Below are 12,702 nucleotides of genomic sequence, written 5' to 3'. Positions count from 1 at the left end.
TCTTGAAAGTGGCGCTGGGGCAATTTGCCGTTCAGCCTGATTGGCATGATAATTTAGCTATCTGCTGCGATCTGATTGAACGTGCAGCCCAAAATGAAGCCGATCTGCTTGTGTTGCCAGAAGGGATCTTGGCGCAAGATATGGCCGATCCCGATATTATTCCCAAAACAGCACAACCTATTGATGGACCTTTTATTACCCGTCTTACATCCGCCACAATGCAGCATCCCACGCTCACCATCGCTGGATGTCTACCGATACCTGACGGGAAAGATCGGTTCTATAATACGTTACTGGTTATCAAAAACGGGCGGATTATCGCTCAATACCGAAAATTGCATCTCTATGATGCTTTTTCTTACAAAGAATCCCGTTCCATCACTGCTGGCGACAGCTTGCCACCCTTGGTTGAAATAGCCGGTTTTAAAGTCGGGCTGATGATCTGTTACGATCTTCGCTTTCCGGAATTAGCAAGACGTTTGGTGCTAGAAGGCGCTGATGCTTTAATTCTGCCCGCCGCTTGGGTGAAAGGCGCAGGGAAAGAAGCCCATTGGGATATTCTGGTCAAGGCGAGAGCCTTAGAAAATACCTGCTATATGATTGCCGTTGGCGAATGCGGCCAACGCAATATTGGAAATAGTATGGTGGTTGATCCCCTAGGGGTCGCCATAGCAAGGGCAGGGGAAGAACCTGCTATGATTATGGCAGAGCTTTTCCATAAACGAATTACCCATGCGCGGGATATCCTGCCGGTTCTTCATAATCGGCGCTTTTTGCCACCGAAATTTATCTAATCCTATCGGGAGAACAGGAATAGGCTTCTGTTCTCCTGAATACGCGGCTCAAAAAGTCGGATATGAGGCTTTTCTGCCTTGAAAAATATCCTTCATCACAATCGTCGATGTCAGCTTTTTAACGCTTGCAAGCGATGATAATTGCTCATCATATAACTTCTGAAACGAAGACAGATCTTTTGTAATGATGTGAAGGATATAGTCTGGTGTCCCGAATAATCTTTCGGCACTGATGACCTCTGGAATAGTCAGCAAAGCCTCTTCAAATCCTTGCACCAGTTGCTTGTTGCTCTCGGACAAAGTCACAAAAACAATCGCCGAAAAAGCCAATCCCAACTTCCTGTAATCAATACAGGCACGATAGCCCTGTATCGCTCCCGATTTTTCCAAAGCATGCACCCGCCTATGGCAAGGGGACAGGCTTAAACCGATTCTGTCCGCCAATTCGGTTAACGTCAGGCGAGCGTCATTTTGCAATTCAGCAAGTATCTTGCGGTCTATTTGATCCATATAAAAAAATATACTCCAAAATATCGCTTCTAAACAATAAATTAGAAAGATATTGCGCATATTCGGGGATATTATCCCGATTAACAGCGGTTGAGAGGGATTTTCTCGCTTGAACACCCCTCCTTACCCCTAAAAATTTCAAAATATTCGGATGCTCTTTTTCAAGGCGCTTTGTCTTGTCTCTTAAGGAGAAAAAATATGCCAATAGAAATATTGGTGGCTTTTTGGGCTGTTTCGGTTCTTTTTGTTCTTATTCCGGGGGCGGACTGGGCTTATGTCCTTTCTGTTGGCGCAAACCATAAAACCATTATTTCCGCTGTTTTCGGGCTAGTGCTAGGCTATATTGCTGCCACTATTCTTGTTGCAGTCGGGGCGGCGGCTTTGATTGCCAAAACGCCTTTTGCCTTTGATATTCTTACTTTAGCGGGGGCAATCTATCTGTTCTGGCTTGGTATCGGTCTCTTGCGAAAACCGCCTGCATTACAAAATGACACGCCTTCTTTGAACTCAAAATCCAGTAATGCCCAATGGATTAAACGAGGCTTTTGTGTCAGCGGCTTAAACCCTAAAATGTTTCTGTTTTTTCTGATGTTTTTGCCGCAATTTACTTCAACCAAAGCGGCATGGCCTTTCTCGCTTCAGATTTTCACCCTCGGCATCATCCATGCTTTTAACTGCGGTAGCTTTTATCTGTTAATCGGATTTCTGGCGCGCGCTCTTTTGAAAAAATACCCGCAGATCAATCTGGCTCTCAGCCGATTTTCGGCCGTATCCATGATGACGATATCGGTTATTCTACTGGTCGAACGGTATGTTTTGGGCGAAATGTAGCGTTAGAATGGGGCGAAGAATAAAAATAATAGCGTCCGGCATGAAAACGCCATAGGAAACCGGCTGGAATGCGCTATGAAGTGTATAAAGAGACCGTCAATTGGTTTGCCTGACCCTAGATATGATGAAAACCAGCTCTATTCAGACAGGATAGCCGGATAATATTATTCATATTCGATTTAGGTCTCGCATTATATCCAGTTGAAATTTTTCTGAATCAGCCGCTTGATGCGTTCTTCCTCTTGCTAGGAAGAGAAGAGCATTTATAAGCAAAGCTGTCATACCGCCATTATTTCTTGGGGATTGTTATTTTATGCCTTGTCGCCGCTTTTTGTCTCTTTTTATGGCTGTTGCCATTTTACCTTTGGCTGCTTGTGGACATGGTAATCAGAAGAAAGTTGCGGGTCTGGCACCTTCAAGAATAACCACCATCGGAATTAACGCCTATATTTGGCGGGCTGCATTGGAAACTTTTTCCTTCATGCCCTTGGTTCAAACCGATGCGAATGGCGGTGTTATTATTACCGACTGGTATGTTAATCCGGCCAGTCCGAATGAACGGATGCGGGTGGCTGTTGCTATTTTCGGAGATGACCTTCGCGCCGATGCCTTACGGGTTTCGGCTTCCCGCCAGATTTTGCGGGACGGTATCTGGGTCGATGATGCGGTAGATGCCAGCACGATTCAAAAGCTTGAAGATGTTGTGCTGACTCGCGCTCGGGATCTCCGTCGGACAGCTATGTCCGGTCAATAAAAAAAGGTTTTCGATTGATGAGTGAGTCTGGTTTCTCCCAGCGTTTTAATCCGCATGTTATTGACAGCCGCTGGCAAAAAAAATGGGAAGAAAGCGGCTGCTTCCACGCGAAAGATAATTCAGACCGGCCACATAGCTACATTCTCGAAATGTTTCCGTATCCTTCGGGACGGATTCATATGGGGCATGTCCGTAACTATACCATGGGCGATGTGCTGGCGCGTTATTACCGGATGAAAGGCCATGAAGTCCTGCACCCGATGGGATGGGATGCCTTCGGTATGCCAGCTGAAAATGCCGCTATGGAACGGAAAATTCACCCGCGTGAATGGACGATGTCCAATATCGCCACCATGCGGGAACAGCTAAAACGCATCGGTTTTGCTATCGACTGGAGCCGCGAACTCGCGACCTGTGAACCTTCCTATTATGGCCACGAACAGGCGCTCTTCCTAGATCTTTACAAAGCAGGCTTGGTCTATCGTAAAGAATCTGCGGTAAACTGGGATCCGGTCGATCATACCGTTCTTGCGAACGAACAGGTGATTGATGGTCGCGGTTGGCGTTCTGGCGCCTTGGTCGAAAGAAGAAAACTCAATCAGTGGTTCTTGAAAATTACTGAATTTGCAGATGACCTTCTGGATGGTCTGAAAGACCTTGATCAATGGCCTGAAAAAGTGCGCGCCATGCAGGAAAACTGGATTGGTCGCAGCCAAGGCATGCAATTCCACTTCAATTTTGATATGGCACCAGAAGGCTTTGATAAAGTCGAAGTCTTTACGACCCGTCCCGACACCTTATTCGGTGCCAGCTTTGTCGCGATTGCTTGCGATCATCCGATTGCCAAGGCACTTGCTGAAAAGACAGCCGGTCTGCCTGAATTCATCGCTGATTGCCAAAAAATGGGAACGGCGGCCGAAGACATCGAAACGGCTGAGAAAAAAGGCTTTGATACAGGCCTTTCACTTGTCCATCCACTCAATCCTGAACTGAAATTACCGCTCTTTATCGCCAATTTTGTGCTGATGGATTATGGTACCGGCGCTGTTTTCGGTTGCCCCGCGCATGATCAGCGCGACCTTGACTTTGCCCGCAAATATAACCTGCCTGTCACGCGGGTTGTTGCCGCTTCCGATGCCGAAAGCAACGAAGTTATCGGTGAAAAGGCCGATACCCGTTCCGGCATCATGGTCAATTCGGCTTTCCTCGATGGTCTTTCCAACGAAGATGCCAAAAAGACGGTCATCGAACGTGCAGAAAAAGAAGGCTGGGGTGAAGGCACCACGGTTTTCCGGTTAAGAGATTGGGGCGTTTCGCGCCAACGTTACTGGGGTACGCCGATCCCGATTATCCATTGTGATAGTTGCGGTGCTGTGCCTGTCCCAAGAGAACAGCTTCCCGTAACCTTACCCAACGACATCAATTTCGATAAACCCGGTAACCCTCTGGAACGTCATCCAACTTGGAAAGATGTGACTTGCCCTAAATGTGGTAAACCAGCACGCCGTGAAACGGATACGCTCGATACCTTTGTCGATTCTTCATGGTATTTCATACGTTTCGCCAGCCAGCCAGATGACAAGCCTTTTGACAAGGCAGCGGCTGAAAAATGGTTGCCTGTAGGTCAATATATCGGCGGTGTTGAACATGCTATTTTGCATCTTCTTTACGCCCGTTTCTGGACGCGTGCCTTACAGTCTATCGGACGGCTTGATATAAAAGAACCGTTCACTGGTCTGTTTACACAAGGCATGGTTACGCATGAAACCTACAAAGACCCCGAAGGTCATTGGTTAGCCCCTGAACAGATTCACAAAGATGAAAAGGGTGCTTTTTTAACGGAAAAAGGCCAAACCGTTTCGGTTGGCCGCGTTGAAAAGATGTCCAAATCTAAAAAGAATGTGGTCGAACCAGCCCCTATTCTGGATCAATACGGCGCAGATGCTGTCCGTTGGTTCATGCTTTCAGATAGCCCGCCCGAACGCGATCTTGCTTGGACAGAATCTGGTATCGAAGGTTGCTGGCGCTTTATGCAGCGTTTATGGCGTGTTGCTGCCATCGCCGATGAAAAAGATACGCCTGACGCAATCGATAAAGATTTGCAACGCCGTTTACATTGCGCGATCAAAGATATCGGTGAAGCGATCGAAGGTCTGTCCTTTAACAAGGCCATCGCCAAAGTTCATGATCTGGTCAATGCCATTGAAAAGGCCAAAGCTTCCGCTACCCGCAAGGAAGCAGCTCTGACCTTGTTCCGCTTGGTCGCCCCGATGGTGCCTCATCTTTCCGAAGAAACATGGCATCTTTTGGCAAAAGAAGGCTTCGTTGCAGAAGCCAACTGGCCTGAATTTGATCCGGCTCTGACGGTGGAAGATGAAATAACTATTGCCGTTCAGGTCAATGGTAAATTAAGGGACACCTTAACTGTCGCACGGGATCTTCCCAAAGACGAAGCCGAAAAGTTGGCATTAGCTTCAGACAAAGTGGTTAAAATGTTGGAAGGGAAGTCACCAAAAAAAGTGATTGTTGTTCCTAACCGACTGGTCAATATTGTCGCGTAAAGGCCTGAATAATGCATTTTAGTAAACCGTCCAGATTAGCTCTTCTTCTGTGTCTTTGCATGCCACTCCCTGCTTGTGGCCTGCATCCTCTTTACAAGGGGGGCAAATCTGGACCGGTTGCTAAAACCTTGGGTTCGGTTCACGTGGCTTCTATCCCGGGCAAATCGGGTTATCTCCTGCATGGGGCTTTGCAAGATCGGCTGATGCCGGAAGTTGGCATACGTCCTCATTATCAATTGGAAGTAGAAGTCGATGACCGAATTGATGGTCTTGGTATCCGGCGGGATAACACCGTCAACCGTGAACGTCGTACCTTACGCGCCCGTTACAGACTGATCGATCTTCGCGATAATCAGGTTGTCGTGGATGCGACGGCTTCATCTGATGCCGGTATTGACGTGGTCAGCTCCGAATATGCGACGATTGCCGCTGAAGATACGGCTTTGCAGCAGATCTCTGAAAATGTGGCTGATCAGATTATCACCCATTTGGCGCTTTATGCCGAACGGCGTGATAAGGCAGATCGCTTGCCAGCGAATAGCGCAACACCTCCTGCCAGCACGCCACAAAATCAGGCTGTTCAGGCCGTTAAGCCGCAGAATATTTCTTAAAGAATTTAGTGAAAAGTAACCGCTCTCAAATTGACACTGCCATTGCGGCCATTGGTCGCGGGCAGAATGCTGTTATTCTTCTCTATGGGCCGGACATGGCGCAATCTCGCGCCATCGCCGACAAATTAAACCGCTTCCCCGAAATTGAAAAAATTGAACTTTCGGGCGCGGCTCTAAAAAATGATCCGGCCATTTTAACGGACGAAGCGGCTTCTATCTCTTTATTCAGTGCAGCCCGCTATATTCGGGTGGAAGCCAGCGGGGATGAAATCCTGTCTGCTCTCACGTTATTGATAGACGTTCCGGCGATCAATAACTCAGTTGTGATTGTTACCGGTAATCTCAAACGTGAATCCAAACTGCTTAAATTGGCTTTGGCTGATAAAAAAGTCATGGCCTATGCCAGCTATCTTCCAGAAGGCGAAAATGCCAATCGTCTTGTTGTCACTTTGGGGGAAGAAAAAGGGCTGCGGATAAGACCTGATGTCGCTCAACGGCTGCTCGTTTATGCCGAAAATAATCGAGCGCTACTGGTTTCCGAAATTGAAAAATACGCGCTTTATCTCGATAGCAGCAAAGACAATATTCTAGAATTAACTCACGAGGTTATCAGCCTGATTGGCGCTGATAATAACGAAGGTAATCTTGCACGCTTTACCGGCATCTTCTTTTCAAAGAATACATCCCTTTTGGAACAGGAACTAGCGGCACTTGCTGATGTGGGTGTCGAACCTATCGTGCTTATTCGGGTTCTGCTCCGTCGGGCGTTATTACTGGCCGATTTGTCTGGGATGTTATCCAAAGGGCTTTCGATTCAAAAGGTAATCGAATCTGCTGGCCGGAAAATTTTCTGGAAAGAAAAGGGGGAAATCGCGAAAGCCCTATATTCATGGCGCGTCCATCACCTCAACCAGCTCATTACCTATCTCGTTTCGCTGGAATGTCAGATTAAGCAAGGCAAAATGATCGGGATGTTTTACATCGAACAGCAATTGTTATTATTGATAAGCCGGCTTTCATAAAAGTTATCTTTATTTATTGCGTTGTAAAATAATAATATTTTTTATTGTTTTTTTAAAACTTTCATTACCTCAATTTTTTTGTAAATTATCAATCGAAAATATTATGCGGATTTTTTCGATAAAATTTGCAACCCGAAATCTCCATAGTTCTAGGGTTTTTGGGCTTTTCTTTTCAAAAAAACATCCTTCAGAATAATTTTTTAAGGCACATAAACTTTTCCTGCCACTAAATTTAAGTGACTGTATAAAACCACTGGATTAAAGGGGGGGGAGAGGACTAGGAAGATTTTTATTACCTATTTTTGCTAAAATAGGAATAAAACGCTTTTCTTAACAGGTGATGTCTGCCCGATTATGTATGATATGACCGTTTTACATTATAATCATTGTGCAAGGGTAAAGAATAGGCAACTGCGCCTATCGACCCTTAATATCATAGGCGACTGCGATGCTGTTTAATTTACGGCAGGCAACTTTTGCGCTTAACTGTTATATAGCGGCAATGCTCGGCCTCTATGTTTCTATGCGGATTGGGCTCGAACGTCCTTTCTGGGCGATGACTACTGTCTATATTGTCAGCCACCCGCTTACGGGGGCTATACGTTCTAAATCATTCTATCGCGTGATTGGTTCCTTCTTAGGAGCCACTTTTGTTTTGGCTGTTGTGCCGAAATTCGACAATGCGCCGCTCTTTCTATGTATGGTTTTGGGACTATGGGCTTCTTTTTGCATTTTTATCGTTGTTCTTGACCGCTCACCCCGTTCTTACATTTTCTTTTTGGGTATTGTTACCGCCTCAGTTATCGGCTTTCTAAGCGTCGAAAACCCTATTAACGTTTTCCACATTGCCTCTCTTCGAGTTCAGGAAATCTGCTTTGGGGTCGTTTCCGCAGGCTTTGTGCATTCGGTTCTATTCCCCCATTCGGTTAGTAACCTTTTATCGCGCCAGCTTGATCATATTCTTCATGACTGCGAGCGCTGGGCTAGCCATGCTTTGGCGGGGGATATGACCGATATCGATGCCAAAGATCGCCAAAATCTGACGGTTGACCTTACAAATGTCCACTTCCTTGGAACGCATATTCCATACGATACCGCAGGATTGCGACCAACGCGTATGGCTCTTGCGGCGGTGCAGGATCAAATCATCCTGTTAATGCCGGTTATTGCCGCCATGGAAGATCGAACCCGTGAAATTGATGATGCGGGTGGTATGTCGCAAGATATCACTGCCTATGTTGAATCTGTCCGGCAATGGGTTGCTGAACCACCTGTGGATGATGCGGCCGAAGCCAGTCGCCTGATTGCCCGTGGCAATGCATTGGGTGAAAAATTACGGGTTGAAAACTGGCGCGAACTTCTCGAACTGAACATGATCGGACGGCTTCGCCATTTGATTGAAGCCTTACAATCAACCCGCTTGCTTGTCGAAGCGGTCAGCCATCCAGAAGATCATCCACCTGCTATGATCGCGGCTTTAAGTAGCGCCCATCGTGTCCGTTCTATGCATCGGGATTACGGTATGGCCGCCTTAACAGCTTTGACGCTGTTCATGGTTATTATGGCCTCATCCACTTTCTGGATCATGACGAGCTGGCCTAATGGCTCAACAGGCTGCCTTTTGGCGGCCATGTCTTTCGGCTTGTCCGCACAAGCCGGTGATCCAGTTAAACAGCAAACCCATTATCTATTGGGGGCTGTTATCGGTGTGATTCTGGCAGGTTTTTACCTTTTTGCGATCATGCCCCAAATTCATGAATTTGAATTGGTTATGCTGACGATGTTCCCGGTGCTGTTTATTACCGGCTATCTGACTGCCGATCAGGATTACCTACCGATTGTTCGGCCATTTATGGTTGTTTTCAACCTGACGATGGCCATTCATCCGGCGTACTCCGCTGATTTCGAACTTTATTTTAATAATGGTCTCGCCATTATTGCTGGCTGCGGTATCTCGCTTGTCGGTTTTAAAGTAATGCGTGTGATCGGTGCCGATGTGATGGTAAAGCGGCTGTTGCAGTCCGGCTGGCGTGATCTTTCGGCTACCCTGAAACGGCCGGGCGCACCTGATATCGTCGACTGGTCGAGCCGTATGCTAGATCGTATCGGCCTTATGGCACCACGCGTTTCTGCAACCGGCACAGACCAGAATGTCGTTCGGGATGACGGTATCCGTGACCTCCGTATTGGTATCTGTATGTTACGTTTGCGGCAATTAGCAGCCCGTGTTGATGAAAATGTCCGTCACCAGATATCGACATTGGCACAGGCGATCGCCGGTTATTACGATGAGTTGTCACGGTCATCAGATGCCAAATCGTCAGAAGTTATTCTGACAGATATTGATCGCGTTATTGATAGCTTTGTCGACCTGCGTAATTCCATTGATCGCCGGGAAGGGCTAACTGCACTGGTAAGCTTACGTCGCAATATGTTTCCTGATGCACCAGGGTTCATAAAACAACGGAGTCCGGCATGATAACAGGAGAATTTGATATTGTGGGTGTTTATATGCACCCACTTGTCGTAGGCGCAGCTATTGCGATCCTGATTACTCAGGTTCTTACTTTGTTATTAAGTAAACTTAATCTTTATCGTTTCGTCTGGCATCGCGGTTTATTTGATACCGCAGTGCTGATCGTTGTTTGGGGTATAATTACCGGCTACATTGCTTTGGCCGGTAACCCTATGGCTTTTTTTCGCTTGTAGGGGGAGGCATGGATCGGAGATCCGTCCTACGCGTTCTTGTAACGCTGTTTGTCGTTTTAGTGGCCGTTTGGGTCAGCCTGCGAATGTGGTTCTACTATGAACGTGAACCATGGACGCGTGATGGTCGTGTGCAGGTCGATGTTGAAAATGTGACGCCCGATGTCTCGGGATTGGTCACGGATGTGCTCGTCCGCGAAAACCAGTATGTGACAGCAGGAACGCCACTCTTTATCGTTGATCGGGTTCGTTTCCGTTTGGCATTGGAAGCTGCAGAGGCCGAAGTCGCCAATGTTGCCTCCCGTCTCGAACAGGCCGAGCGTGAAAACCGGCGTAATATCCGGTTAGGCGATTTGGTCTCAACCGAAATTCTGGAGCAAGGCGCTTCCAAGGTAGATGAACTTTCTGCCGAACTGGAAAGAGCCAAGGCCAATCTCAACACGGCTCGCGTCAATGTGGTTCGTTCGATTGTCCGTGCTTCGGTTGACGGATGGATCACGAACTTTTCCCTTCGCCCTGGTAACTATGCCACCGCCGGTAAACCTGAATTTGCTCTTTTGGATCGCCATTCCTTGCGTGTGGTCGGTTATTTTGAAGAAACCAAACTGCCGCGTATCCGCGTTGGCGATAAAGTTTCTATCCGCCTGATGGGTGAAAAAAATATCATCGAAGGTCATGTTGATTCTCTCGCACGCGGTATCGCCGATCGCGAACTCAACCCGACGTCTTCTTTGATGGCCAATGTCAATCCGACTTTCACGTGGGTTCGTTTGCCACAACGTATTCCTGTCCGTATTGCCATTGATCATGTGCCGGAAGGTCTCCGTCTGGTCGCTGGTCGAACGGCTACTGTCTCGGTTCACTATAACTCACATGTCCGGCCTATCTTGCCACCTGCTATTACAGGGGGTGTCCCTGAAATATTGGAAGATAGAACCGTCTCTGACAGTGTTGTTAACACCCTTGGTAATAACAGCACGGAAACTGTGACGAACACTTCCGAAACAAAAGTAATCGCAACCCCATCATCGGCAAAACCTTCCGTGCAGAAAACAACCACTGTTCAAAAAACAGTGAAGAAGGTTGAGGAGCATGTAAGGTGAAATTGCGGCGGCTATCATCACTGCTGACAACAGTAACCGTCTTGGCGTCTTTGACGGCCGGATGTACCTTGGGGCCGAAATACAAGCGCTCCCAAAATGCGGCTATCGAACGTCCAACCGCCAAGGGCAATTTTGTCAGCAGCCAAAATAAAGCGCTGACAAGAATGCCCGATCTTCCCGATCATTGGTGGCATCTCTATGATGAGCCGGTACTTGATCAGCTCATTGAAGAAGCCTTTACCCATAATAATGATCTGAAGGTCGCAGCCGCTGACATTACACGTTCAACGGCGGCCTTAGCACGTGCTCGAGATGCCAAGCGTATCGGCACGAATCTGAATACATGGGCAAACTACATCGAATTCTCGGATCAAAGATATTTGGTTAACAGTGCCAATCGGCCGCATATTCCTGATGCCTTTGCGACGTCCTTGGATGCGATTGTTTCCTATCAGGTCGATTACCTCGGACAGTTGCGACGCGCTATCGAAGTCGCCAATGCGGATGAAGAAGCCGTCCGTTCAGCCTATGATATGGCGCGTATTACTGTCGCAGCCAATACAGCACAGGCTTATGTCGAAGTTTGTGCTACCGGCCATGATATTGCCATTACTAAAGAATTGATTGCGCTTTCCGAACGTTCGACGGCCTTGATTTCCCGTATGCGCTCCGAAGGGCGCGCCATGACCACGGATGTCAGACGGCAGATGGCTTTGGAAGCCCAGATCAAGGCTGATTTGCCGCAACAGGTTGCCAGAAAACAGATCGCTCTTTTCAGTCTTGCTGTTCTGACAGGCCGGCCACCCGCCGAATTTCCTGCAGAAGTCGCTAATTGCGAAGAAGAACCTATTTTACGGCAACCTATTCCGGTGGGTGATGGTGAATCTCTTTTAAACCGTCGCCCTGATGTGCGTAGCGCTGAATTTCGCTTGAAGTCAGCGACAGCCGAAATCGGTGTCGCCATGGGTGAAATGTGGCCTAAAATTACATTGGGTGCGGCCGCCGGTTCGACCGGTATGGCCAAACACATGTTTGGCGGTCACACTCGTGAATTCAATCTCGGGCCGGGGCTCACTTGGCAGGTTCCAAACCGGAACAGAGCACGTGCTGAAATTTTGTCAGCAAAGTCTGAAACGCGCATTGCCTCGGCACAATTTGATCAGACGGTTTTAAACGCTATCAAGGAAACCGAAGCCGCGTTAACGACCTATACGCATGACCTTGATCATCGGGAAGAAGTTGCCTTGGCACGTGATCGCGCTGATGCTGCCGATAAAGATGTTCATCGCTTATTTTCATTGGGTCGTATCAATGCTTTGCCCGTTTTGGATGCAGACCGAACTCTGCTGCAATATGAGCAGCAACTTGTCTCTGCCGATGGCAAGATTTCAGATGATCAGATCAGAATCTTTCTGGCCTTGGGTGGCGGTTGGTCTCGTGACAAAGACCAGATCGAACGTGAACGGACGACCGGCACGGCTCCAACGCCACGGATTGTCAAAGCCAAGGGTATTATTCAACAGATTGGTGATATCACGGGTATCCGTGCTGAAATTGGTAAGGGCGGGGATCTCTCTCATGAGAAAGATGCTCATACTAACAATAGCAGTAAAGCACCGGAACCGGTTCAACCGCCAAAACCGCTGACGAATACTCAGGGCGTCCTTAATGACGAAGGCGAATTAGAAAGACCGAAAGAGTAGCAATTTGCTTTTTCGGTTCTTTCGAAACCTATTAAAAAGCCTGTCATTCTTCATGAATGGCAGGCTTTTTTCTCATTATAGTCAGGCTACAAAGCCTGCAAAAGCTG

General features: G+C 47.6%; 11 protein-coding genes. 10 read left to right on the top strand and 1 reads right to left on the bottom strand.

Features of this window, described 5'->3' with window-relative positions; all coding sequences use genetic code 11:
• Positions 1-8: 8 nt before the first annotated feature.
• On the top strand, positions 9-794 hold the full coding sequence (locus FBY58_RS06795; RefSeq protein ID WP_260432182.1) for a deaminated glutathione amidase: 786 nt from the start codon (positions 9-11) through the stop codon (positions 792-794).
• Positions 795-842: 48 nt separating this feature from the next.
• Here FBY58_RS06795 and FBY58_RS06790 read toward each other — a convergent pair whose 3' ends face one another.
• Positions 843-1,304: an Lrp/AsnC family transcriptional regulator gene (locus tag FBY58_RS06790; protein ID WP_141920148.1), complete on the bottom strand. Its 462-nt coding sequence runs from the start codon at positions 1,302-1,304 to the stop codon at positions 843-845.
• A gap of 198 nt (positions 1,305-1,502) precedes the next feature.
• On the opposite strand from FBY58_RS06790, the gene FBY58_RS06785 reads away from it, so the two are divergent.
• The 9 genes from FBY58_RS06785 (at position 1,503) to FBY58_RS06745 (ending at position 12,595) form a co-directional block, all read left to right on the top strand.
• Positions 1,503-2,135 carry a LysE family translocator gene (locus FBY58_RS06785; protein ID WP_141920146.1) on the top strand — a complete coding sequence of 211 codons (633 nt, stop codon included), beginning with the start codon at positions 1,503-1,505 and terminating at the stop codon, positions 2,133-2,135.
• Positions 2,136-2,448: 313 nt separating this feature from the next.
• On the top strand, positions 2,449-2,889 hold the full coding sequence (locus FBY58_RS06780) for a DUF3576 domain-containing protein (protein ID WP_141920144.1): 441 nt from the start codon (positions 2,449-2,451) through the stop codon (positions 2,887-2,889).
• 17 nt (positions 2,890-2,906) lie between these two features.
• Entirely contained in the window at positions 2,907-5,450 is a 2,544-nt protein-coding gene (gene leuS, locus FBY58_RS06775) for a leucine--tRNA ligase (RefSeq protein WP_141920142.1), read from the top strand.
• Between the two features lie 11 nt (positions 5,451-5,461).
• Complete coding sequence (lptE, locus tag FBY58_RS06770; RefSeq protein WP_141920140.1) at positions 5,462-6,061, top strand: LPS assembly lipoprotein LptE; 600 nt, start codon at positions 5,462-5,464, stop codon at positions 6,059-6,061.
• An 8-nt stretch (positions 6,062-6,069) separates the two neighbouring features.
• Entirely contained in the window at positions 6,070-7,083 is a 1,014-nt protein-coding gene (gene holA / locus FBY58_RS06765) for a DNA polymerase III subunit delta (RefSeq protein WP_141920138.1), read from the top strand.
• A 448-nt stretch (positions 7,084-7,531) separates the two neighbouring features.
• A complete protein-coding gene (locus tag FBY58_RS06760; RefSeq protein ID WP_141920136.1) occupies positions 7,532-9,562 on the top strand; it encodes an FUSC family protein in 2,031 nt (676 codons plus the stop codon).
• Positions 9,559-9,792: a DUF1656 domain-containing protein gene (locus tag FBY58_RS06755; RefSeq protein WP_141920134.1), complete on the top strand. Its 234-nt coding sequence runs from the start codon at positions 9,559-9,561 to the stop codon at positions 9,790-9,792. Before FBY58_RS06760 ends, FBY58_RS06755 begins: the two co-directional genes overlap by 4 nt.
• 8 nt (positions 9,793-9,800) lie before the next feature.
• Positions 9,801-10,892, top strand: a complete 1,092-nt coding sequence (locus FBY58_RS06750) for an HlyD family secretion protein (RefSeq protein ID WP_141920132.1) — start codon at positions 9,801-9,803, stop codon at positions 10,890-10,892.
• The gene (locus tag FBY58_RS06745; RefSeq protein WP_141920130.1) at positions 10,889-12,595 is read left to right on the top strand and encodes a TolC family protein; all 1,707 of its coding nucleotides are present in this window, start codon (positions 10,889-10,891) and stop codon (positions 12,593-12,595) included. Before FBY58_RS06750 ends, FBY58_RS06745 begins: the two co-directional genes overlap by 4 nt.
• Positions 12,596-12,702 lie beyond the last annotated feature (107 nt).

It is taken from the genome of Zymomonas mobilis, from assembly GCF_006715975.1.
In the GTDB taxonomy this organism is placed as follows: Bacteria; Pseudomonadota; Alphaproteobacteria; order Sphingomonadales; family Sphingomonadaceae; genus Zymomonas; species Zymomonas mobilis_B.
This window is presented reverse-complemented; position numbering and strand designations above follow the sequence as displayed.